Origin of the sequence: Pseudomonas kielensis, assembly GCF_030505375.1 — a bacterium.
Classification (GTDB): Bacteria; Pseudomonadota; Gammaproteobacteria; order Pseudomonadales; family Pseudomonadaceae; genus Aquipseudomonas; species Aquipseudomonas kielensis.
Genome location: NZ_CP130043.1, coordinates 4,784,161 through 4,808,561, shown reverse-complemented (window position 1 = coordinate 4,808,561; position 24,401 = coordinate 4,784,161). Strand labels below are relative to the sequence as shown.

16 protein-coding genes and 1 pseudogene are annotated in these 24,401 nt (G+C 62.4%); 7 read left to right on the top strand and 10 right to left on the bottom strand.

What is annotated here, in order from left to right:
• Positions 1–49: 49 nt before the first annotated feature.
• The 3 genes and pseudogenes from Q1W70_RS22420 to Q1W70_RS22410 form a co-directional block, all read right to left on the bottom strand.
• Positions 50–2,528, bottom strand: a pseudogene (locus tag Q1W70_RS22420) (TonB-dependent siderophore receptor).
• Positions 2,529–2,634: 106 nt separating this feature from the next.
• Positions 2,635–3,606, bottom strand: a complete 972-nt coding sequence (locus Q1W70_RS22415; RefSeq protein WP_166592204.1) for a FecR domain-containing protein — start codon at positions 3,604–3,606, stop codon at positions 2,635–2,637.
• The gene (locus tag Q1W70_RS22410) at positions 3,603–4,124 is read right to left on the bottom strand and encodes a sigma-70 family RNA polymerase sigma factor (RefSeq protein ID WP_166592205.1); all 522 of its coding nucleotides are present in this window, start codon (positions 4,122–4,124) and stop codon (positions 3,603–3,605) included. Before Q1W70_RS22410 ends, Q1W70_RS22415 begins: the two co-directional genes overlap by 4 nt.
• Positions 4,125–4,255: 131 nt before the next feature.
• Between Q1W70_RS22410 and Q1W70_RS22405 the strand changes: the two genes are divergently transcribed.
• Positions 4,256–4,474, top strand: a complete 219-nt coding sequence (locus Q1W70_RS22405) for a DUF4287 domain-containing protein (protein WP_166592206.1) — start codon at positions 4,256–4,258, stop codon at positions 4,472–4,474.
• A gap of 922 nt (positions 4,475–5,396) precedes the next feature.
• The gene (mgtA, locus tag Q1W70_RS22400; RefSeq protein ID WP_166592207.1) at positions 5,397–8,111 is read left to right on the top strand and encodes a magnesium-translocating P-type ATPase; all 2,715 of its coding nucleotides are present in this window, start codon (positions 5,397–5,399) and stop codon (positions 8,109–8,111) included.
• Between the two features lie 51 nt (positions 8,112–8,162).
• Here the strand turns inward: mgtA and Q1W70_RS22395 are convergent, their stop codons facing one another.
• Both Q1W70_RS22395 and Q1W70_RS22390 read right to left on the bottom strand, forming a co-directional pair.
• Positions 8,163–9,569, bottom strand: a complete 1,407-nt coding sequence (locus Q1W70_RS22395; RefSeq protein ID WP_166592208.1) for a heavy metal sensor histidine kinase — start codon at positions 9,567–9,569, stop codon at positions 8,163–8,165.
• Entirely contained in the window at positions 9,566–10,240 is a 675-nt protein-coding gene (locus Q1W70_RS22390; protein ID WP_166592209.1) for a heavy metal response regulator transcription factor, read from the bottom strand. The genes Q1W70_RS22395 and Q1W70_RS22390 overlap by 4 nt, the downstream gene beginning before the upstream one ends.
• 537 nt (positions 10,241–10,777) lie before the next feature.
• Here Q1W70_RS22390 and Q1W70_RS22385 point away from each other — a divergent pair.
• The 4 genes from Q1W70_RS22385 to Q1W70_RS22370 all read left to right on the top strand — a co-directional run bounded on the left by Q1W70_RS22385 (position 10,778) and on the right by Q1W70_RS22370 (position 16,895).
• On the top strand, positions 10,778–11,953 hold the full coding sequence (locus Q1W70_RS22385) for a TolC family protein (RefSeq protein WP_166592210.1): 1,176 nt from the start codon (positions 10,778–10,780) through the stop codon (positions 11,951–11,953).
• 66 nt (positions 11,954–12,019) lie between these two features.
• The gene (locus tag Q1W70_RS22380) at positions 12,020–13,225 is read left to right on the top strand and encodes an efflux RND transporter periplasmic adaptor subunit (RefSeq protein ID WP_166592211.1); all 1,206 of its coding nucleotides are present in this window, start codon (positions 12,020–12,022) and stop codon (positions 13,223–13,225) included.
• A 26-nt stretch (positions 13,226–13,251) separates the two neighbouring features.
• A complete protein-coding gene (locus Q1W70_RS22375) occupies positions 13,252–16,401 on the top strand; it encodes a CusA/CzcA family heavy metal efflux RND transporter (RefSeq protein WP_302097976.1) in 3,150 nt (1,049 codons plus the stop codon).
• Positions 16,402–16,562: 161 nt separating this feature from the next.
• On the top strand, positions 16,563–16,895 hold the full coding sequence (locus Q1W70_RS22370) for a DUF2790 domain-containing protein (RefSeq protein WP_166592213.1): 333 nt from the start codon (positions 16,563–16,565) through the stop codon (positions 16,893–16,895).
• Between the two features lie 175 nt (positions 16,896–17,070).
• Here Q1W70_RS22370 and Q1W70_RS22365 read toward each other — a convergent pair whose 3' ends face one another.
• Together Q1W70_RS22365 and Q1W70_RS22360 are read right to left on the bottom strand one after the other, a co-directional pair.
• A complete protein-coding gene (locus Q1W70_RS22365; protein ID WP_185817904.1) occupies positions 17,071–17,286 on the bottom strand; it encodes a DUF2790 domain-containing protein in 216 nt (71 codons plus the stop codon).
• A 173-nt stretch (positions 17,287–17,459) separates the two neighbouring features.
• A complete protein-coding gene (locus tag Q1W70_RS22360; protein ID WP_302097975.1) occupies positions 17,460–18,785 on the bottom strand; it encodes an OprD family porin in 1,326 nt (441 codons plus the stop codon).
• 256 nt (positions 18,786–19,041) lie between these two features.
• Between Q1W70_RS22360 and Q1W70_RS22355 the strand changes: the two genes are divergently transcribed.
• On the top strand, positions 19,042–20,985 hold the full coding sequence (locus Q1W70_RS22355) for a DNA topoisomerase III (protein WP_166592216.1): 1,944 nt from the start codon (positions 19,042–19,044) through the stop codon (positions 20,983–20,985).
• A gap of 173 nt (positions 20,986–21,158) precedes the next feature.
• Here the strand turns inward: Q1W70_RS22355 and Q1W70_RS22350 are convergent, their stop codons facing one another.
• The 3 genes from Q1W70_RS22350 to Q1W70_RS22340 are packed head-to-tail and all read right to left on the bottom strand — an operon-like array spanning position 21,159 to position 24,371.
• The gene (locus tag Q1W70_RS22350; RefSeq protein WP_302097974.1) at positions 21,159–21,737 is read right to left on the bottom strand and encodes a hypothetical protein; all 579 of its coding nucleotides are present in this window, start codon (positions 21,735–21,737) and stop codon (positions 21,159–21,161) included.
• Between the two features lies 1 nt (position 21,738).
• Positions 21,739–23,907, bottom strand: a complete 2,169-nt coding sequence (locus tag Q1W70_RS22345) for a xanthine dehydrogenase family protein molybdopterin-binding subunit (protein ID WP_302097973.1) — start codon at positions 23,905–23,907, stop codon at positions 21,739–21,741.
• Positions 23,908–23,909: 2 nt separating this feature from the next.
• Positions 23,910–24,371 (bottom strand): (2Fe-2S)-binding protein, encoded by a 462-nt coding sequence (locus Q1W70_RS22340; protein WP_166593072.1) that lies wholly within the window; start codon positions 24,369–24,371, stop codon positions 23,910–23,912.
• Positions 24,372–24,401: the final 30 nt, after the last annotated feature.

The following is a 24,401-nucleotide window of genomic DNA, read 5'->3' as shown; positions in this document are numbered from 1 at the left end:
AACCTTGTGGGAGCGAGCCTGCTCGCTCCCACAAGGTTTTGCATCAATTTCAGAAGTCGGCTTTGACCGACACCATGAAGTTACGCGGCTCGCCATAGTAGTTACCGAAGGTCTCGGTGCCGATGGTGCTGTAGTAGCGCTTGTCGAACAGGTTGTTGCCGTTGAGCGCCAACGACCAGGTGTCATCGATGCGGTAGCCGACCCGGCCATTCCACACGGCGTACCCGCCCTGGCTGATCTTTTCCCCACTCAAGGGTGACACGCGGAAGTTGTCGCTTTGCGCGTTGACCCCGGCCCCCAGGGTGAAGCGCTCCCATGCACCCTCCAGGGCATAGTCGCCCCACATACGCAGCACGTGCCGTGGCACGTAGCTGTTGAACGCTTCGCCGTTGAGGCTGGTGTCGATGTCGTCGAGGGTCTTGGTCTGGGTGTAGGTGTAGCCGGCAAGCAGTTGCAGGCGCTCGATCAATTCACCGCTGACTTCCGCTTCAAAGCCCTGGGCCCGGACTTTGCCGGCGTTGACGTAGCAATAACCGTCCGAGGATGGGCAGGACGAGTTGTAGTCGGTCTGGGCCTGGTCTTTCTGGATCGTGCGGAACAGATTGAACGAGCTGTTGAGGCGGCCACCGTACCACTCGCCCTTGATCCCCAATTCATAGCTCTGCCCTACCAGCGGCTTGAGCGCCGCACCGCTTTCGGAGCGCAGGTTGCCCTGGGGGGTGAAGATTTCCGAATAGCTGGTGTAGGCCGTGAGGTTGTCATTGAGGTCCAGCAGCAGCCCGGCGAACGGTGTGACCTGCCCGGTTTCCTTGGTCTCGGCCGTCTCTGAAGTACCCGAGTTGATGAACAGCGAATCGGTTTCGGCGTGGTACCAGTCTGACGCGCCCACCGAGGACAAAGGTCAAGGGGTCGGCCAGTTTCAGGCGTGCCGTGGAGTAGACCCCGTACTGCTTGGTGACGCTGTCCACCGGGCCGCCGCGGGTCGAGTTGGCGATGAAATAGCTGTCATCGGGTTTGGGCAGATGCTTGTCGGGATTGAACACGTCCTGGGTCTGCGGCAGAAAGGCCACGGAGTAGAAGTCGTTCTTGTTGGAGCGACTGCCATTGAGGCCGACGATCAGTTGGTGCTCGCGGCCCAGCGCCTCGAATTTGCCGTCCAGGTAGGCATCCAGGCCATAGTCGACCTGATCGTAGTCGTACATGCTGCCCAGCATGCGCACGTTGCTGTTGCTTGGGGTAACGGGGCCGGACGGGAACGCGTATTTGATGTCCTGGGTGTTTTTGCTGTAGACCCCGGCCACTTTCAGCGCCCAGTTGTCATTCAACTGATGCGCCAGGTCACTGAAGGTGGTGGTGCGCTGGCTGCGCCAGGTATTCCAGGACGGGTCCAGGCAGGTCGAGCGGCTTAGCTTGAGGTCGCTGCCATCGCGATAACGCGGCATGCCGCCCCAGCACGGGTTGGCGTCGACGTCTTCATAGGCAATGCCCAGGCCCAGGGTGGTGTCGGGCGACAGGTCGTAATCCAGCGCGCCGTAGTAGACCTGGTCCTTGCGACTGGCATCGTCATAGAAGTAATGCTTGCTCTGCTCGGCGATCACCGCGCGGCCACGCAGAGTCCCGGACTCGTTCAGCGGACCACCGGTATCGACCTGGCCTCGGTAGTTGTCCCAGGTTCCGCCGGACAGGCTCAACTGGGTCTGGGGGGTGCTCTGCCCACGCTTGCGCACAAAGTTGACCCCGCCGGCGGTGCCGCCCGAGCCTTTCATCATGCCGGCCGCCCCGCGCAGCACCTCGACCCGATCGTAGTAGGCCATGTCACTGCTGAAACTGTCGGCCTGGACATAGGAGTTGCCCATGTCCAGCGGCACACCGTCGTACTCATACTGCCCGGACATGCGAAAGCCCCGGGAGTAGAAGTACTTGCCGCCCATGGTCGAGTCATAGACGGTGATGCCCGGGGTCTTTTCCATGACCTGGTCGATGGTGGTGAGATTCTGGTCGTCGAGCATCTTGCGGGTGATCACGGTCACCGATTGCGGGGTTTCCCTGAGCGAATGAGCGCCCTTGGCGATGGTCACCGCACCGGTGGTGTACGAACCGCTGCCTTCGGTCGTCGCCCCGAGCGCCTGGGCATTGACGTTGGTCGCCGCCAACTCCAGGGCCGAGCCTGCGGATGGACGGGGGCGCAGCACGTAGCTGCCGTTGGCCTGGGGCTCGGCTTGCAAAGCACTGTTGGCGAGAATCCGCGCAAACCCTTCGCCGACGCTATAGGCCCCCTGCAAGCCCGGCGATTGTTGGCCTGCGGTCTGCCGGGCGTCGAACGAAATGGCCGCGCCCGCCGCACTGGCGAATCGGCTCAGCACCTCGGTCAGGCTGCCGGCCGCGATATCGTAGGATTGCACCGCGTGCTGCGCCGGCGTCGCGGCCTGGACAGTCGCCACACCCGCGCCGCTGGCGGCCAGCGCAAACAGGCCAATTCTCACCGCGCCCGCCAACCGACCCGCACCCGGCTTGTACACAAAAGACATGCTTACCCTCCCCCAGAACCATCCAATTGAAATCACTGAGGGATGAGCCGAATGACGTCGATAAAAAATGCACATGAGAATCAATTAATTTTTCAGGCGCCGCGCTTCAGACCGCCGCAGGCCCGGAAACATTGACCCAATAGCGGCTGTAGTGCTGGATCTTCAGGCCAAAGCCACTGTGCAACGCAGCCAGTGCCCGGTCAGTGTCATCCACCGGAAAGGCGCCGGAGATCTTCATCCGCGCAATCTGCTGGTCGCAGCGCAGTACCCCGGGACGATAGCGCGAGAGGTCGGCGAGCAACTCCCCCAGCGGCCGGTCGATGGCGATGATGCTGCCCTGCTGCCAGGCACCGACCGTGGCATCGTTCCGGCGAATCGCGCCGAGGGCCTGGGAGGTGAAATCCAGGCGTTGCCCAGCGTCGAGATGAACCGCTGGCCCACCCTGCGCCAGGCTGACCTGCACGGCGTTTTCCAGCACCGCCACCTCGCCGCCAGCAGCCTGGGAACGCACGATGAAGCGCGTCCCCAGGGCCAGGACCTGAGCGTGTCGGGTACTGACCCGCAGCGGCCGTTTCAACGGGTCCAGGGCGCTGCTGACCAGCATTTCGCCCCACAGCAGTTCCAGCACCCGCTGCGCGCCGTCGAAGCGCACGTTGACCGAGGTGTCGGTGTTGAGCAGCAATAAACTGCCGTCCGCCAGACGCACCTCACGCCGCTCGCCCACGGCCGTGCGGTAGTCGGCCAACAGGTTCTGGCTGGTCTCGCTGCGCCAACCCAACCACCCCAGGGAGCCGGCCGACGCCAGCAGCACAACGCTGCGCACTACCTGGCGGCGCGAGCGCTGGACACCGTGCAACGTCGGCGCGACCAAACTGCCCGGCACCCGGTCCATCTGCTGGCGTACCGCCTCGATACGCTGCCAGGCCTGGCGGTGCAGTTCATCGGCTGCCTGCCAGGCCTGCCAGTCCTGTCGGTCCTGGTCGCTTGCCTCACCGGACTGCAGCCGCGCATACCACTGCGCGGCCGCACTCAGCGCCTGCAGTTCAGGGCCGGACAAGCTGGACTTGAGGTGACTCATGACAGCTGCAACTGCAGTTGCATCAGGCAGCAATGCTCCATGGCCTTGGCCATGTGGTTATTCACGGTGCGCGTGCAAATGCCCAGGCGCTCGGCGATGCGGGGATACGTCAGGCCTTCGAACTGCGACAGGATGAACACCTGCTTGACCTGTTTGCCCAGGCCGTCGAGCATGCGGTCGATGTCCAGCAGCGCCTGCAGCATGATCGCCTGCTCTTCGAGCGACGGTTGCTGAGATTCCGGGGCACTGGCCAGGACCTCAAGGTAGGCGTGCTCCAGCGAGCGCCGGCGAAACAGATCGATCAGCAGGCCCTTGGCAACCTGCGACAGGTACGGCCGCGGCTCCCGAATCTCTAGTGCATTACGTGCCTTGAGCACCCGCACGAAGGTGTCCTGCGTCAGGTCAGCCGCATCGCACGCACTGCCCAGGCGCTGGCGCAGCCAGCCCTGGAGCCAGCCGTGATGCTCGTGGTACAGGTCGTGAACGGCACTGCGCAGGGAAAGATCGTTGGCAGACATGACGGCGCAGGTTCGTGATTGATAATGTTTCGCATTGTCATGTGGCGCGGGTGGGCTTGGCAATAGGCAGTTTCCATTCGCCTGGTCTATGCTTGAAGCCACCTCTACGTGCATCCAGGAGCTGCCACACCATGTCTTTCCAAGCCTATCTGGACAACATCCAGACCAAGACCGGCAAATCACCGGCTGACCTCAAGCAATTGGCCAACGACAAAGGGTTCGCCGAAGACGGCAAATTGAAAGCTGGAGTCAAGGCCGGCCAGATCATCGAATGGTTGAAAACCGACTTTGACCTCGGTCACGGCCACTCCATGGCCATCTATGCATTGCTCAAAGGTAAAGAGTCATGAGGGTCGACGGTCATAGCACTGTCATCTATAAACAACCGTTAATCATTAACTTGCAGTGACAACAACTGTTTCCTGTCTAATTGCTAAACAACCGTTAATTCAAGGTTGACTTCAAATAGTCGTCTGCGTAGATTGCCCCGGGCCGGTCAGCCCGGCCCTTATTTCAACTTACAAAAGAACTCAATGGACACAGTATCTAGACGCTGCCCGACCGATGCGTATACGCCAGGTCGGGCCACTTACCCAGTCATCGATGGGACTCGACCTCGGTCGGGCATGCTGCGCTAGAGCCTGAGGCTCCAACGTAACCTGCCTCGCCGGCGTCCGTCCGGTTGCGAGGCATGTTATGAACTTCATCTGCACCTGCATCCCAGGGGCTCGGCCCCTCGCCAAAGCGGCGCGCGCCCTGCTGCGCCGCCCGCCAGCGGCCCTCCCACGCCCGCTGTTCAAGTCCCCACCTGCACGCCTGCGCCCACACCCGCTGGGGCATTGGCACGTCTGCCCGGCAAGCGGCCAGCTCGCGCAGCGCTGGAGCCTCGATGACGGCCAGGAACCTCCGGGGCGGGGCTTCGCGCATCGGATGCAACCGGCCGCGTTGATGCTCGGCCGGTTTCTCGGGGCGCACACTTTCAGTTGATCTGAAAGTTCTCCAGGCACTCTTGATCGACGTGTTCCTTACTCAGGAACTCGGCAACTTTCTATTGCCCGTTAAACCATTAAAAGAGCGAGAACCCCCATGGAAGACGCCAGTAGACGGTTCGCTGTATGCCTGTATTCCAGCGGTGTACGGCGAACATTAAAACAGCACGACAACAACTCCCAGAATCGATCGCTGCCGGGCGACTCGACGCACTTTCACTCGCCGTTAGTTAGTTGAGTGATTGCTGTGCCGTGCCGCCAGCCAGCGGCAGGAGCACCCAGCATGAACACCGTAAAGACCGCCAAAAAAACCCTCAAGGGCAGCCCGCGCGACACGGGCAAACTGTCAATGCGCGCCGCCCGTGAAGCGCAGAACGGCCTGGCCGTGACCCTCGCCAACCTCAAGACCAGCAGCGCTGGCCTGACCGAACTTGACGCCGAAGGCCGCCTGCTGCGCGACGGCAGCAACGAGGTGGCCCACGATCAGCCGCCCCACGCCCTGGTGCAAGTGCTGAAGGCCTTCAACAATCCCTTCATCTATGTGCTGCTGACCCTCACGGTCATCAGCTTCATCACCGACTTCTGGATCCCGCTGCGCGACGGAGAAGACACCGACCTGACCGGCGTCATCATCGTCCTGGTGATGGTCCTGGCCAGCGGCCTGATGCGCTTCTGGCAGGAGTACCGCTCGGGCAAATCCGCCGAAGCCCTCAAGACCATGGTGCGCACCACCGCCAGCGTACTGCGCCGCGACCAGCCGGGCAGCACGCCGACCCTGCGTGAAGTGCCCATGCGTGAACTGGTGGCAGGCGACATCGTACAGCTGTCGGCCGGCGACATGATCCCCGCGGACATCCGCCTGCTCGAATCCCGGGACCTGTTCATCAGCCAGGCGGTGCTGACCGGTGAAGCCTTGCCGGTGGAGAAATACGACACCCTGGGCGATGTCGCGCAGAAATCGGCGGCGAGCGTGGCCAGCGAGCAGAACAACCTGCTGGACCTGTCCAACATCTGCTTCATGGGCACCAACGTGGTCAGCGGCACCGCGCGCGCCGTGGTGGTCGCCACGGGCCCACGCACCTACTTTGGCTCGCTGGCCAAGGCCATCGTCGGCTCGCGCACGCAAACCGCCTTCGACCGTGGCGTCAACAGTGTCAGTTGGCTGCTGATTCGCTTCATGCTGGTGATGGTGCCGGTGGTGTTGCTGATCAACGGCTTCACCAAGGGCGACTGGAGCGAAGCCTTCATGTTTGCCCTGGCCGTGGCGGTCGGCCTGACCCCGGAAATGCTGCCAATGATCGTCAGTGCCAACCTGGCCAAAGGCGCGGTGGCGATGGCCAAGCGCAAAGTGGTGGTCAAGCGCCTCAATGCGATCCAGAACTTCGGTTCGATGGACGTGCTGTGCACCGACAAGACCGGGACCCTGACCCAGGACAAAATCATCCTCGAACATCACCTCGACAGCGCCGGCCAGCGCGACGACGCGGTGCTGGAGTTGGCGTGGCTCAACAGTCACCACCAAAGCGGCATGAAAAACCTGATGGACCAGGCGGTGGTGCAATTCGCCCGGCAGAACCCGCGTTTCAAGGCGCCCTTGGCCTACCGCAAGATCGATGAATTGCCCTTCGACTTCATCCGCCGGCGCCTGTCGATCATCGTCGAAGACAACCGCGCCGATCACCTGCTGGTGTGCAAGGGGGCAGTCGAGGAGATGCTCGCCATCAGCAGCCACCTGCACGAGGACGGCGCGCTCGTGCCCCTCGATGAGCCTCGACGCGAAGCCTTGCTGCGCCTGGCCAACCAATACAACGAAGACGGCTTCCGGGTGCTGGTGCTGGCGACCCGGCACATCCCCAAGGCCCAGAGCAAAGCCCAGTACGCCACGGGCGACGAGCACGACCTGGTGATTCGCGGCTTCCTGACCTTCCTCGATCCGCCCAAGGAAACTGCCGGCCCGGCGATTGCCGCGCTGCGGGACATGGGCGTGACCGTCAAGGTGCTGACCGGCGACAACCCCGTGGTGACCTGCAAGATCTGCCGTGAGGTCGGCCTTGAACCCGGCACCCCGCTGCTCGGCCAGGACATCGAGCCGATGGACGATTCGACCCTGCAACAACAGGTCGAGACGCGCACGGTGTTTGCCAAGCTGACACCGCTGCAGAAATCCCGGGTGCTCAAGGCGCTGCAAGCCAACGGCCACACCGTCGGTTTCCTCGGCGACGGGATCAACGACGCCCCGGCCCTGCGCGATGCCGACGTGGGCATCTCGGTGGACAGCGGGACCGACATTGCCAAGGAATCAGCGGACATCATCCTCCTGGAAAAAAGCCTGATGGTGCTCGAAGAAGGCGTGCTCAAGGGCCGCGAGACCTTCGGCAATATCATGAAGTACCTGAACATGACCGCCAGCTCCAACTTCGGCAACGTGTTCTCGGTGCTGGTGGCCAGTGCGTTCATTCCCTTCCTGCCGATGCTGGCGATCCACCTGCTGCTGCAGAACCTGATGTACGACATCTCCCAACTGGCCCTACCGTGGGACAAGATGGACAAGGAGTACCTGAGCAAACCGCGCAAATGGGATGCGCAGAACATTGGGCGATTCATGCTGTGGATCGGGCCGACCTCGTCGATCTTCGACATCACCACCTTCGCCCTGATGTGGTACGTGTTCGCCGCCAACAGCGTGGAAATGCAGAGCCTGTTCCAGTCCGGCTGGTTCATCGAAGGGCTGCTGTCCCAGACCCTGGTGGTGCACATGCTGCGCACCCGCAAGATCCCGTTCTTCCAGAGCACCGCGGCGCTGCCGGTGATCCTGATGACCGGGTTGGTCATGGTGCTGGGCATCTACATTCCGTTCTCGCCACTGGGCAACCTGGTGGGCCTGACCCCACTGCCGTGGTCCTACTTCCCGTGGTTGGTGGGCACCCTGCTCAGCTACTGCGTGGTCGCCCAAGTGATGAAGACCCTCTACATCCGGCGCTTCAAGCAATGGTTCTGAGGGGTTGAGGCCTCCCGGCCGGGTAGCTGTCGAAGAAGCATTCCCATTGTCCTAGCCGTTACGGCCATTGGGAAACACCAAGCGAAACACCGTCACACGCCCAGGTGAACTCTCCACCTGGGCCAAGCCCTGGTGCAGGCTCATGATCGAGCGCACGATGGCCAGCCCCAGGCCGGTGCCGCCCTGAGCGCGGGAGCGGCTGTTGTCGACGCGGTAGAAGCGGTCGAACAGGTGCGGCAGATGCTGGGATTCGATGCCCGCGCCGGGGTTGCTCACCTGCACCGACACGTGTTCGCCGTGACTGTCGATAACCAGCGAAATCGCCTGCCCGTCAGGGCAATGGCGAATCGCGTTGGACAGCAAGTTCGACATCGCGCGCTGGATCATCAGCCGGTCGCCCAGGGCTCGTCCGCTGCCGGAAACCTGCAGGGTGATGTGTTTTTCCTGCGCCGCCAGGCTAAACAAATCGGCGACCCTCAGCGCTTCATCCTCCAGGCAAATCACCTCAAAGGGCACCAGCGCCGCCGGGTGGCTGACCTGGGCCAGGAACAGCATGTCGGAAACGATCCGCGTGACTCGCGCCAGTTCCTCGGTGCAGGATACCAGCACCGCCTTGTACTCCTCGGTTGGACGCTCCCGCGACAGGGTCACCTGGGCCTTGCCCATCAGGTTGCTGATGGGCGAACGCAGTTCGTGCGCCAGATCGTCGGAGAATTGCGACAGTTGCTGCACACCGTTGTCGAGCCGGTGCAGCATGAAGTTGATGCCATGCGCCAGTTCGCTAAGCTCCTGGGGCATATTGGCTTCCGACAGTCGATGATTCAGGTCCTGGGCCGAAACCATCGCCGCGACTTTGCGAAACTCACGCAGCGGGGCAAGGCCGCGCTGGACAACCGCCCAGGCACTGAGGCCAATCAGGATCAACAGCAACGGCAAGGCAATCAGGGTCGAGCTGAGGTAGGCACTGAGCAAGGCCTCATCGTTGGATCGGTCAATCGACAACAGCACCACAACCGACTGGCCATCGTTGAGCGGCATCAATTGGGTGGCCGTCAGAAAGTGCCTGCCCTGATCATCCGAGCGGCTGAAGTAGCTGACCTTGCCCTGGCTCGCCGCGGCCACCTCACGACGAGCCTGCGCCGGTAACGGCAGTGGGCTGCCGACACTGAGCAACGGTGCCGTCGGGTCGCCTTGATCGAGGATCGTCAGGTTCAGGTTGTCATGCCCCATGACCTGGTCCAGCAATGAGTGCGGCTTGAGCGACAGGTCGCTGGCGCGCTGCTCCAGTGCCAGGCTGTGGCGAATCTGCTGCATTTTCCTTTCCAGGCCGCCCTTGGCCAGGGCGTCCAGTTCGTGGGTCAGCGCCAGGAACGCGAGAATGGCCAACACCACCACCAGTAGTGCGCCCAGTACGCTGACCGTCAGCCCCAAGCGCATCGACAGGCTGGCCGGTTTCATTCGCGCGCCTCCAGCACATAACCGACGCCGCGCAGGGTGTGGATCAGCTTACGGTCGAATGGATCGTCGATCTTGGCCCGCAAGCGGCGGATCGAAACCTCGACCACGTTGGTGTCACAGTCGAAGTTCATATCCCACACCAGGGAAATGATCTGGGTCCGCGAGAGCACTTCACCCGACTGGCGCATCAGCAGGTGCAGCAACGCGAACTCCTTGGTGGTCAGGTCGATACGTTGCTCACCCCGGAACGCCCGATGTCGCCCCTGATCCAGCTCCAGGTCGGCCACCTTCAACACCTGAGGCAACGGAATCTGCCCGCTGCGCCGCAGCAAGGTGCGTACCCGCGCCAGCAGTTCGGGAAACTCGAAGGGTTTGACCAGGTAGTCATCAGCCCCCAGATCCAGCCCACGGACCTTATCGGCAAGCCGCCCTCTGGCGGTCAGCATCATCACCAGGGTGTTGCCACTCTTGCGGATATGTTCCAGCACGAACCAGCCATCTACCTCAGGAAGGTTTACATCAAGTATCACCAAGTCATAGGCCTGTTGCCGGGCCAGGTGAAGTCCATCTGCACCATTGTTCGCACAGTCCACTACATAGCCACTTTCGGTCAGCCCCTGGTGCAAATATTCGGCAGCTTTCAGCTCGTCCTCGATCACAAGGATTCGCATAGTTGTTCACCTTTAAACAAATAACGCATGGATTTATTCAGAGCACGACAAAGATGTTTTCATACGGCTCCGTGGTTCAAAATGAGCCGCTCGTGCACCACGCTAATGTCTGTAGTGGCTTCAGGGTCAACCGGAATCCGCGGCCTTGAGTGCTGCAATCCACAAGCGCGACAAAATGCCGCAACTAACAGCCCGGGTAATTCACGAACAAACAAAATCAACAAGTGCATCTGAGCGGATAAACCATCGGTGTTTGTATCGTCATATTTCTATGGCGACGCCTATAACGTTCCGACACTTTCCATCCTAATACACAAGTTCCTACGCAAACCGCGGATAACGTATTTGTAATTATCCAGCCACCTTACTGATAAGCACCGACCTCTAGATTAACGCCATCGCCTGTTTCGCATTTAAGGAACGTCCACAGTGCAGGGTTATCAATGCATCGTTAGTCCACCCAGGATCAGAAAGTTACTCACTGGCCCTGCTGTTTTACTGCTCAGTCTGGCAATCGCCGCCAGTGCCTTGCCGGCCATGGCGCAGGCCGCACCATTGACCCTGGAGCGAGCGCTGCAGAGTGCCTTTGCCCACAACCCGAGTCTGGCTGCGGCGCAATGGGAAATCGGCGTCGCCGAGGGTGATCGCCAGCAAGCCGGGCTGATCCCCAATCCGCAAGTGTCCTGGGAGGCCGAAGACACCCGACGCCGCTCGCGAACCACCACGCTGATGCTCAGCCAACCGCTGGAGCTGGGTGGAAAACGCGGCGCCAGAATCGAAGTGGCCGAGCGAGCGCAGGACGCGGCGAGTATCGAACTGGAACGTCGACGCAATGAATTGCGCGCGGATGTGTTCCAGGCCTTCTACAACTCGACCATCGCTCAGCAACGTTTGTTACTGACCGAGCAATCCTTGCAACTGGCCGAGCGAGGACTGCGCGTAGCCCAGGGACGCATCAACGCCGGCAAAGCGGCGCCGGTCGAAGCCATGCGTGCGCAGGTGCAACTGTCCCAGGTGCGCCTGGAACTGCGTCGCGCCGAACGTGACCAGGCCACCGCCTATCAGCAGCTGGCACAGGTCACCGGGGCCCCACAGGCCACCTTTACCCGCGTCGAAGAACCGACAACCGCATTGCCGGCCATTGCCTCGCCACAGACCCTGCTTGATCGCCTCCCCACTACCGCCGAGCTGCGCCTGGCGCGCTTGCAGATCAACCAGAAGGAAGCCTCGCTAGGCCTGGAAAAGGCCCTGCGCATCCCCGACCTGACGGTGAGCATCGGTAGCCAGTACAGCGAGACCGATCGCGAACGGGTCAACCTGCTGGGCGTGTCGATGCCGATTCCATTGTTCAATCGCAACCAGGGCAATGTGCTGGCCGCCGCGCGCCGCACCGACCAGGCTCGGGACCTGCGCAACGCCAGCGAATTGCGCCTGCGCTCCGAGGTCCAGTCAGGCCTGGAGCAATGGGCCACTGCCAACACCGAAGTCAACGCCTTCAACCAGGTGATCCTGCCGGCGGCCCAAAGTGCAGTCGACACCGCCACCCGTGGCTTTGAAATGGGCAAATTCAACTTCCTCGACGTGCTCGATGCCCAGCGCACCCTGTTCGAGGCGCGCAGCCAATACCTGCAGGCCGTGGCCGATTCCACCGATGCCTGGGTGCGTATCGAACGCATCTATGGCGACACCCGCGCCCTCCTCCCCACCCCTTGAAATCCTATCTATAGCCGTATTGCGCACCCGTCCGGTCGTACTGACCCAACGGTGCCTGGAGTATCCATGGACAAAAAAGCCATCCTGGCCATCGCTTTGACCCTGATCGCCGGCATCGGCCTCGGTTCATTGCTGACCACCCGCGCCACGTCGGCGCCCGTCGCAGAGCAGTCGCACGCCGAGCACGGCACACCCGCCCAGATCACGGCCGACACACCCGCTGAAGCAGAACCGGAGGAAGCCGAAGGTCACCTGACGCTCAGCGACGAGCAAATCAATGCCGCCGGCATTCAATTGGCCGAGGCGCGGCCACAGGTCATGGCGCTGTCGCTGGCGTTCCCCGGCGAAGTACGTTTTGACGAAGACCGCACTGCTCACATCGTTCCCCGCGCCCCCGGGGTGGTCGAGCAGGTGCTGGTCAACCTCGGACAAGCGGTGAAAAAGGGGCAGTTGCTGGCGGTGATTGCCAGCCCGCAAATCTCCGAGCAACGCAGTGAACAGGCGGCCGCCCAGCGTCGCGTTGAATTGGCGCGCAGCACCTTTGAGCGTGAACGCCAGTTGTGGCAGGAGCAGATTTCCGCCGAGCAGGATTTTCTGCAAGCGCGCCAGGCCCTGCAAGAAGCCGAGATCGCCCTGAACAACGCCCGCCAGAAAATCAGCGCATTGAGTGGCAGCAGCGCCACCGGTGGTGGCAATCGTTATGAGTTGCGGGCGCCCTTCGACGCGATGGTGGTGGAAAAACACCTGACCCTGGGGGAAGTGGTCAACGACGCCACCAGCGTGTTTACCCTCTCCGACCTGTCGCGGGTCTGGGTAACGTTTGGGGTTTCACCCAAGGACCTGGACAGCGTACGAGTCGACACGTCGGTCAACGTCAATGCCCCGGAACTGAATGCCGAAGTGGCGGGCAACGTGTCCTACGTCGGCAGCCTGCTGGGCGAGCAAACCCGTACGGCCACGGTCCGGGCCAGCCTCGCCAACCCAGACGGCGCCTGGCGTCCGGGGTTGTTCGTGACCGTGCGGGTCACCACCGATACCCGCCAGGCCTCGGTCACCGTCCCCGAAACCGCGATTCAGACCATTGAGGACAGCCCCCGTGTTTTCGTGCGCACGGACGACGGCTTTGAGGCCCGGACGGTAGCGCTCGGCAGCCGCTCCGCAGGCCAGGTGGAAATCATCCAGGGGCTGGATGCCGGGGCGCGCGTCGCCACGGCGGGCAGCTTCATCCTCAAGTCAGAACTGGGCAAGGCTTCGGCCGAGCACGCTCACTGATCCGCTATCGGCACAAGAAGGTCCTCATGTTCGAACGCCTGATCCAATTCGCCATCGAGCAGCGCATCATCGTGCTGCTCGCGGTTCTACTCATGGCTGGCCTGGGTATCGCCAGCTACCAGAAGTTGCCGATCGACGCCGTGCCGGACATCACCAACGTCCAGGTGCAGATCAACACCGCGGCCGCCGGGTTCTCGCCGCTGGAAACCGAGCAGCGCATCACCTTCCCCATCGAGACGGCCATGGCCGGGTTGCCGGCGCTGGAACAGACCCGTTCGCTGTCACGTTCCGGGCTGTCGCAAGTGACGGTGATCTTCAAGGAAGGCACCGACCTGTTCTTCGCCCGGCAATTGGTCAATGAACGGCTGCAGGTGGCCAAGGAGCAACTGCCTCCGGGCGTCGAGGCCGTCATGGGCCCCATCTCCACGGGGCTCGGGGAGATTTTCCTGTGGACCGTGGAAGCCACGGCCGATGCACGCAAGGAGGACGGCAGCGCCTACACCCCCACCGATCTGCGGGTGATCCAGGACTGGATCATCAAGCCGCAACTGCGCAATGTGCCCGGTGTGGCGGAGATCAACACCATCGGCGGCTTTGCCAAGGAGTATCAGATTGCCCCCGACCCCAAGCGCCTGGCCGCCTACAAGCTGACGTTGACTGACCTGGTGAGCGCACTGGAACGCAACAACGCCAACGTCGGTGCCGGGTACATCGAGCGCAGTGGGGAGCAGTTGCTGATTCGCGCTCCCGGCCAGGTGGCGAGTCTCGATGACATCGCCAACATCGTCATGGCCAATGTCGACGGCACACCGATCCGGATCAAGAACGTCGCCAGTGTCGACATCGGCCGTGAATTACGCACCGGTGCTGCCACTGAAAACGGCCGGGAAGTGGTACTCGGCACGGTGTTCATGCTGATCGGCGAAAACAGCCGAACGGTGTCGCAAGCGGTGGCCAGCAAGCTTGAACAAATCAACCGGACCCTGCCTCAGGGCATGGTCGCAGTGACGGTGTATGACCGCACCACGCTGGTCGACAAAGCCATTGCCACGGTCAAGAAAAACCTGATCGAAGGCGCGATCCTGGTGATCGCCATCTTGTTCCTGTTCCTGGGCAATATCCGCGCTGCGCTGATCACCGCCATGGTGATCCCCCTGGCCATGCTCTTCACCTTCACCGGCATGTTCACCAACAAGGTCAGCGCCAACCTGATGAGCCTCGGCGCGCTGGACTTCGGCATTATCGTCGACGGTGCAGTGGTCATCGTCGAGAACGCCATCCGCCGTCTGGCCCACGCCCAGCAGCAACATGGCCGTATTCTCACGCGCTCCGAGCGCTTTCATGAAGTCTTCGCGGCAGCCAGGGAAGCACGACGGCCGCTGATCTACGGCCAGTTGATCATCATGGTGGTGTACTTGCCGATCTTCGCCCTGACCGGGGTCGAGGGCAAAATGTTCCATCCAATGGCGTTCACCGTGGTGATTGCCCTGCTCGGCGCCATGCTGCTCTCGGTGACCTTCGTGCCGGCGGCCATCGCGATGTTTGTCACCGGCAAGGTCAAGGAAGGCGAGAACCTGGTCATGCGCGGCGCGCGCCGGGCCTATGCGCCGGCGCTGGATTGGGTCATGGGGCACCGCCAACTGGCGTTCGCCCTGGCGCTCGCGATGATCGGCGTCTGCACGGTGGTCGCCAGCCGCATGGGCAGTGAGTTCGTGCCCAGCCTCAGCGAAGGCGACTTCGCCCTGCAAGCCTTGCGCGTACCGGGCACCAGCCTGAGTCAATCAGTGGACATGCAACAGCGCCTGGAAACACTGCTGCTGGAAAAGATCCCCGAAGTGCAGCGTGTGTTCGCCCGCACCGGCACCGCCGAGATCGCCTCCGACCCGATGCCGCCCAACATCTCCGACAGCTACGTGATGCTCAAGCCGCAGCAACAGTGGCCCGACCCGAACAAAAGCCGCGAGGCGCTGATCGCCGATATCCAGCGGGTGACGGCGCTGTTGCCGGGCAGTAACTATGAGTTGTCGCAACCGATCCAGCTGCGCTTCAACGAGCTGATTTCCGGGGTGCGTAGCGACGTCGCGGTCAAGGTCTTCGGTGACGACATGGACGTACTCAACAGCACCGCGACGAAAATTGCGGCGACCCTGCAAACCATCGATGGCGCCTCGGAGGTCAAGGTCGAACAGACCACTGGCCTGCCGGTACTGACCATCAATATCGACCGCGACAAGGCCGCGCGTTACGGGCTCAACGTCGGTGATGTGCAAGACACCATTGCGGTGGCGGTTGGCGGACGCCAGGCCGGCATCCTGTATGAAGGTGATCGGCGCTTCGACATGGTGGTGCGTTTGTCCGACGCCATGCGCAAGGACGTCGAGGGCCTGTCGAAGCTGCTGATCCCAGTACCCGCCCTGCTCAACGGCAGCGCCGACACCATCGGCTTCATCGCCCTGGCGGACGTTGCCAGCCTGGATCTGGTGCTCGGGCCAAACCAGGTCAGTCGCGAGAATGGCAAGCGCCTGGTGATTGTCAGCGCCAACGTGCGTGGCCGCGATATCGGTTCGTTCGTGCAGCAGGCCAGTGCCCGGATCGAGCAGCAGGTGCAGATTCCTGCCGGTTACTGGACCACTTGGGGAGGCCAGTTCGAGCAGCTGCAGTCGGCAGCCAAGCGCCTGCAGATTGTGGTGCCGGTGGCCTTGCTGCTGGTGTTCGCGCTGCTCTTCATGATGTTCAACAACCTCAAGGATGGCTTGTTGGTGTTCACCGGGATTCCGTTCGCGTTGACCGGTGGCGTAATGGCGCTGTGGCTGCGGGACATTCCACTGTCGATCTCCGCCGGCGTGGGGTTCATCGCCCTGTCCGGAGTGGCAGTGCTCAACGGCCTGGTGATGATCGCCTTCATCCGCAACCTGCGCGAGCAAGGTCTATCCCTTGGTGTGGCCGTCAACGAAGGTGCCTTGACGCGCTTGCGTCCGGTGTTGATGACCGCACTGGTGGCGTCCCTGGGCTTCATTCCCATGGCCCTGGCAACCGGTACCGGTGCCGAGGTCCAACGGCCCCTGGCCACCGTGGTGATCGGTGGAATCCTGTCGTCGACGGCCCTCACGTTATTGATATTGCCGGCACTGTATCACTGGGCCCATCGGCGGGATGAAGAGGCAGTGAGCGAATAACCCGTGCACTAATCCGTTTGTGCTTACTTGCCCGCAGTCATTAATGGCTGCGGTTTTTTTAGTGCTCGGGATATTTACATGACTGATCTGTCATCGCATCGCCACGTCGACGAAAGGTCGGCATTGATAATATTCCGCTTTATTTAACCGAGGTCATCAACATGAAACTCAGCCAACTTATCAGCCTCACCGCAGCACTGATTGTTTCCACTAACGCCCTCGCCGAAAGTGGCGGCGACAGGCGATTTGAAACGATGATGCAGAACAATCAGATGGCGATGCAGCGCTATGCCGCCCAACAAGGCAAGGAACAACCCATCGTCAAGGAATATGCCTATGGCATGAAACTGGATGTGGCCAAAGTGGTGAATGTCACTCCCCCGATAAAGTCCTGCGGGCCCGTGCCGGCGCAGATGACCTATGAAGACACCCGCGGGCAACTCAATACCCTGCGCTACACCATCGCCGGCGACTGCAGCCGTCGCGGCGGTTGACCCCACTGAGCCCGGCAACGTCCGCCCGCCGCTGGAGCGAGCGCACTCGCTCCAGCGGCTATGGCAGCCGCAACAATCCGCAGAGCAAAAAAAAGCGTCCCGAAGGACGCTGAAAAATTCACCTCTTCCAAAGGAGCAAGACGCTACCAAGGTGAATGGACACTGTGAACGCTGATCAACCCTCCGAGTTCTTGCCCTGCTTGCCCTCATCCTGTGAGTCAGCGTTGGCCGTCGACTGGACATCAACCGTGCTCGAAGTACCGTGCACTTGTTGCTGACTCAGTTTGAACGCTGCCAGGTATTGCTGAGAACGCTCGGCGCCCCCTTCGGCAAATACACTGCTGCTGGCCACGGCAACTACCGTAATAAACACGAACTTCACAAGTTTCATGACAGGCTTCCTCTTACCATCATCGGAATGACTCGCCGACCTATTGGCCTTCAAGTCTTTGGCTTGCCGACAAGTATAAAAAAGCCAAGTTAACAGGAGCATGGGCGGGACATTACATTCTTGATAGGTTGGCTATTCAAACGGGCCCATACGGCTCATCCCATGCCCCACTATCAAAGAATCGCCAAAGGGTATTCGACAATCAGCCGGACTTCGTCCAGGTCCGACTCGAATGCCGTGGCCCGGGTGTTCGCCTGGCGCACGCGCAACGACAGATCCTTGAGCGAACCGGACTGCACCACGTATTTGACTTCGATATCCCGCTCCCAGCGCTTCTGGTCCGTCAACGGATTGCCCTCGGCATCGCGGCGCATGTACACCGTGTTGGCGTTGGAGTAGTCGGCATCACTGCCGCGCCCATAACGGGTCATGAAACTCAGACCCGGGACTCCGTAAGTGGTCATGTCCAGGTCATAACGCACCATCCACGAACGCTCCTTGGGCGAGTTGAAGTCGCTGTACTGGATCGAGTTGTCGAGGAAGATCGAGTCCGACTGCCGCAGGTAGTCGAAGTCATCGTTGCCGTTATTGCGCTGGTGGGACAGCGCCAGGCTGTGGGCACCGAACTTCACCCCGGCCTTGGCACTCCAGATGTTGTTGTCGAACCGGCCCAGCAACTGCTGGCCCTCATCCACCGCCTTGTAATAGTTCAAGCCACCGAACAGCGAGACCTCCTCGCCCAGCGGATAACTCAGGGTCGTACCGGCGTAGTACTGATTCCAGGCGTCCTTCAGTCGGCTGGAATACAGGCTGACGCTGACGTGCCGGTTGAGGCTGTAGTCGCCGCCGAAGTACGCCACCCAAGGCGAGTTGACCGGCCCGGCATAAAAGGTTGCGAAGTTGTCGCGCATGTTGCTCGAAACCGGCTGGCTCATTGCGTGCAGACGACCGCCCTGCAGCGTCAGGCCCTCCAGGCTGGTGTTGCTGGCCGTGACCCCGGTGAAACTTTCCGGCAGCAGTCGCGAATCCCCGGCAGCCACCACCGGCGTGGCAGGAAACACATCGCCCACCTTGACCACCGTATCAAACGCCCGGATTTTCGCCGCGCCACCCAGCTTGGAGTATTCATCGCGGGGCTCGCCCCGGGCGTCGACTGGCAGTACATCGAACGAACTGCGTGCGCCATTGCGCCCATCGCCGGTGTCCAGTTTCAGGCCGATCATGGCGAAGGCATCCACCCCGACACCCACGGTGCCCTGTGTGAATCCCGATTCGAACTTGCTGATAATCCCTTGTGCCCAGGCCTCGGAATAACCATTGCCCGTAGGGCTGGACTGGCCGTTGCGGTGATCACGGTTGAAGTAGTAGTTGCGGTTGAGCACCGTCAGGCTGCTGCCCTCGACAAAACCTTCGGGCTTCTCTTCGGCCACCGCCAGTGAAGCGCCGGAACCGGCCAGCGCGGCTATCGCCGCCAGGGTCAATGTTGTGCTGTTATTCATCTTTCGCTCCTGAATGTTTGGCGCAAAGTCTTGTTGTAGTGCGGGGCCGGGCGCCCCAGGTCCGCCGAGCGATATCGTGGCAAGCACGAGATAACGTGAAGATGATGGGCGAATGACAATTTCGTCATGCACGGGCGTGGTGTCGGGCGCAATGGCCGGCAACGCCTTTGACTGTACATCCATACAGATAAAGATTGATCCAGGCCGCCGCACCGCGCATGCTGTGCAGCTTGTTACCTGAAGACTGATGGTCGATATGCGTCTGTATCTGTGTGAAAAACCTTCCCAGGCCAAAGACATTGCCGCGGTGCTCGGCGCCAGCCGGCGTGGCGATGGCTGCTGGCTGGGCACGGGGATCACCGTCACCTGGTGCATCGGCCACCTGCTGGAAACCGCGCCACCGGATGCCTACGACGCCCGCTATAAACGCTGGGTGCTGGCAGACCTGCCGATCATTCCCGAAAAGTGGAAGATGCTGGTCAAGCCCAAGACCGCCAGCCAGTTCAAGGCGGTCAAGCGGCTGTTGGGTGAGGCCCAGGAACTGGTGATCGCCACCGACGCCGACCGTGAGGGCGAAATGATTGCCCGCGAACTGGTGGAGCACTGTCGCTACCGCGGGCCGATCCAGCGGCTGTGGTTGTCGGCGCTCGACGATGCCTCGATCCGCAAGGCCCTGGCGGCCCTCAAGCCGGGAGCGGAGACTTTCAGCCTGTATCACTCGGCACTGGGTCGCTCGCGGGCCGACTGGTTGATCGGCATGAACATGAGCCGGCTGTTCACCCTGCTCGGGCGCCAGTCCGGTTACCAGGGCGTCCTGCCGGTGGGTCGAGTGCAAACCCCGACCCTGCGCCTGGTGGTGGACCGCGACCGCAGCATCGCCGACTTCGTGCCAGTGCCCTATTGGGCGATCGACGTGCAATTGCTGCACGACGCGACCCCGTTTACCGCCCAATGGCGGGCGCCGTCGGACCTGTGCGATGAACAGGACCGTTGCCTCAATCAAGCGTTGGCCCAGCAAGCGGCGCAAGCCATGCGCACTGCCGCCAGTGCGCGCCTGGTCAAGCTGCGCACCGAGCGGGTGCGGGAGGTCGCGCCACTGCCCTTCGACCTTGGCACCCTGCAGGAAATCTGCTCGAAAAAACTCGGCCTGGGGGCCCAGGAAACCCTCGACGTGGCCCAGGCGCTGTACGAAACCCATAAAGTCATCACCTACCCACGCAGCGACTGCGGCTACCTGCCCGTGAGCCAGCACGGCGAAGCACCGGCGATTCTGCAGGCCCTGGGCCGCGCGGACCCAAGCCTGGCGCCGTTGCTCCAGCACCTGGAGCCGCAACGCCGCTCCCGGGCCTGGAACGACGCCAAAGTCAGCGCCCACCACGGCATCATCCCCACCGCCGCCGCGCACAATTTCGAGCGCCTGAGCGGCAAGCACCGGGCGGTCTACACCTTGATTCGCGCGCGCTACCTGGCGCAGTTCCTGCCCAACCATGAGTACGACCGCACCCAGGCCGACTTCGACTGTGCCGGCCACGCTCTGCGCGCAGTGGGCAAGCAGGTGGTGGAGCCGGGCTGGAAACGCGCCATGCCCGAGGCTCTGGCAGCCGCCAAGGGACGCGAAGCCGCCGCCCCGCAAAACCTGCCGCCCCTGACCCAGGGCAGCGACTATCCGGTTGCCGACGTCAATCTCAAGGACCTGTGGACCCAGCCACCCAAGCCGTTTACCGAGGGCGACCTGATCAAGGCCATGAAAAACGTGGCCAAGCTGGTGCAGGACCCGCTGCTCAAGCAAAAACTCAAGGACACCACCGGCATCGGCACCGAAGCCACCCGCGCGGGAATCATCCAGGGGCTGCTGGACCGCGGTTACCTGGTCAAGCACGGCAAGGCGCTGGCTGCCACACCGGCGGCCTTCAGCCTGATCGACGCCGTCCCCCGAGCCATCGCCGATCCCGGCACCACGGCCATCTGGGAACAAGCCCTGGACATGGTGCAGAGCGGTGAAATGAGCCTGGAAGAATTCGTCGCCAAGCAGGCCGCCTGGATGAGCAAGCAAGTGGGACGCTGCACCGGCCTGCGCCTGACCATCAGCGGCCCGGCAAGCCCGGCCGGCAAAGGCGCGACACCCTGGAAAGGCAAACGCAAGAGCCCCTCACGCAAAGCCGCAACGACCGGCAAACGCAAGGCCAAGCCCAAGGCCTGAGGCAACTGCTGAACGTGTAGGCAGTGGGTCAGGTGCCAGCGATGTTGAATGCACTGGCCCCATCGCGAGCAAGCTCGCTCCTACAGTGTTTTTGGCTGGCCGTAGATCTCGCGTACACCCAGCACATGTGTGGGACTGGGCTTGCCCGGGATAGAACCAAGATCAACAGCCCTCTAACTCCCCACCACCGGACAAGGCCCACCCGCCTCGGCCCACACTTTGAACTGGCTGACGAACACATCGTGGGGCACCGGCACCGGGGCTCGGTTGCCGCCGGGGTTCCAGCCCCAGAGCACCAGCTTGTCGTCGCTGACATGCTTGATCAACGCGGCAAAGTCGCGGTCGCCGTTGCTCGAACGGTCCTTGATCATCTGGCACAACTGATCGGCCGGCAGCCCGATCCAGGCCATTTTGTGTGCCGCCGGCGGCAGGCTCCAGTGCGGGGCGCCCGGTGGCGCGTGGGGGCCATAACTGGCCGGTGGATTGGACTCGCCATGACAGGAGGCACAGGGCAATCCGGCAGCCCCCTTGCCCTCCACCCCACGCACCACACTCATGCCGTGGGTCAGCCCGGCATCGAACTGCAAAGGCGCATCCCCGGGGATATGGCAGTTCTGGCAGCGCGGGCTCTGGAACACCTTCTGCACCGTGCCGAATGCACTCAGCGCCGGCGACTCGTCGGCGAACAGGTCCGAGGTGTATCCGCCCACCCCGAGCAACAGCAGCGTGGCCAAAAACAGGTGGCGTCTCATCTCACACCCCCTCCAGCTGCAACGGCAACTCACGCAGGCGTTGCCCGGTCAGGGCATACACCGCATTGGCCACCGCCGGTGCAGTGGGCGGCACGCCAGCCTCGCCGATACCGCCCGGCTTCTCGGTGCTAGGCAGGATGTGCACCTGCACCTCAGGCATTTCGTTGAGCCGCAGCACCTGATAGTCGTGGTAGTTGGACTGCACCACCTGACCGTCCTTGAAGGTCACTTTGCTGTGCAAGGTGAAACCCAGGCCGAAAGTGATGCACGACTCCATCTGCGCGACAATGCTGGCCGGGTTCACCGCAATCCCGCAATCGACGGCACAGACCACCCGGTGCACGCGGATTTTCAGGTTGTCCTGGGACACTTCGCTGACTTGCGCGACATAACTGCCAAAGGACTCGTGCACCGCCACCCCCAAGGCATGCCCCGCCGGCAAGGGTGCCTGCCAGTTGGCCTTTTCCACGGCCAGGTTGAGCACCCCGAGGTGCCGTGGATGGTCCTTGAGCAAGGTCCGCCGGTAGTCCACCGGGTCCTTGCCTGCCGCCGCAGCCAGTTCGTCGATCAAGGATTCCATGACAAAAGCGGTGTGGGTGTGCCCCACCGAACGCAGCCACAGCACACTGATGCCGGTCTTGGGTGAGTGCAGGTCGACCCGGTGATTGGCCAGGCTGGCCAGGTAGGGACTGTCCGCCACCCCTTCGACCGAGGTCTTGTCGATGCCATCCTTGACCATGCTCGCCTCCAGCATGGTCCCGGCCATGATCGACTGCCCCACCAGCACATGCTGCCAGGCCAAGGGCAAGCCATCCGGCCCCAGGCCGATCCGCGCGTGATGCAGGAAGGCCGAGCGATAGTAGCCGCCACGGATGTCGTCTTCGCGCGACCAGACGGTCTTCACTGGCGCACCCGCGACGTGCGCCACCTGCACCGCCTCACTGACAAAATCCGAGGTCGGGTTGGCCCGCCGACCGAAGCCGCCACCGAGGAATTGGGTATGAATCACCACCTGCTCCGGCTTGAGCCCGGTGATCTTCGCCGCGACCATCTGGTCCAGGGTCTGGAACTGGGTGCCGGTCCAGATCTCGCATTGCGCGTGGGTAATGCGCACCGTGCAGTTGAGCGGCTCCATCGGCGCATGCGCCAGGTACGGCACGCTGTACTCGACATCCACGGTCTTCGTCGCCTTGGCCAACGCGGCGCTGACATCCCCGGCCTGGCTGGCCGGTGTGCCGGGGGTGGTGGCCAGCTTGCGGAAGTCCTGCAGCAGGGTGACGCTGTCCAGGCCTGCATTGGGGCCCAGGTCCCAGTCGATTTTCAGCGCATCGCGCCCCAGCTTGGCGGCCCAATAGTGATCGGCCACCACCGCCACGCCCGTGGGCACCTGCAGCACCTTGTGCACCCCGGGCACCGCCAGCGCGGCCTGGGCGTCGAAGGAGCGCACGCTGCCGCCCAGTACCGGCGCACGGGCGACCATGGCGGTGAGCAGCCCCTCGAACTGCACATCCATGCCGAACTTCGCCTGGCCGGTGATTTTCTCCGGGGAGTCCAGGCGCTTGGTCGGCTTGCCGATCAGGGTCCAGTCCTTGGCGTCCTTGAGTTTGATCGATGCCGGATCCGGCACCGGCAGTTGCCCGGCCTCATTGGCCAGTTCGCCATAGGTGGCCCGCTGGTCGCCGGCAATCACCACCCCCGCTTCGGTGCGCACCTGGGATGGCGCGACGTTGAAGCGCTTGGCAGCGGCTTCGATCAACATCAGACGTGCCGCGGCACCGGCCTGGCGATAGCGGTCGAACTCCATCCAGGTCGAAGTCGAGCCCCCGGTGATCTGCATGCCGCCAAAGGCTGGCAGGCCGTACAACGCCGCCGACGCCGGGGCGTGTTCGACGCGAATCTTGCTCCAGTCCGCGTCCAGTTCCTCGGCGATCAGCATGGTCAGGCCAGTCCAGATGCCCTGGCCCATTTCCGCGTGCCCCAACAGTATGATGACGCGGCTGTCCGGGGCGATCCGCAAAAACGCGTTGGGCGCAAAGCCAGGATCGGCGGCTGTGGCGGCGCGAGCAAAGCGGTTGGCCCCGGGGATCACAAACCCCACCACCAGGCCGGCGCCCAGCACGGCGCTGCCTTTGAGAAAGGACCGGCGCGAGCTATCAATGAGTACGCTCATGCTCAGGCCTCCCCGATGTGCGCAGCACGCTTGATCGCCGCCCGAATACGCGGGTAGGTGCCACACCGGCAGATATTGCCCGACAGCGCCTGATCGATATCACTGTCAGTCGGCGCGGGGATTTTCGCCAGCAGGGCCACCGCCGACATGATCTGCCCGGACTGGCAGTAACCGCACTGCACCACGTCGATCTCGGCCCAGGCCCGCTGCACCGGGTGCGAACCGTCGCTGGACAGGCCTTCGATGGTGACAATCTTCTGCCCGTTGGCCACCGCCGCAGCCGGGGTGATGCATGAGCGCAAAGGCGCACCGTCGACATGCACGGTACAGGCCCCGCATTGCGCCATGCCGCAGCCGAATTTGGTCCCGGTCAGGTGCGCGACATCGCGCAACACCCACAACAGCGGCATGTCGCCGGGCACTTCCAGGGGTTGATCGTTGCCATTGATATTGAACGTCAGCACGGCAATCTCCTCAGGGACGGTCAGGACGCA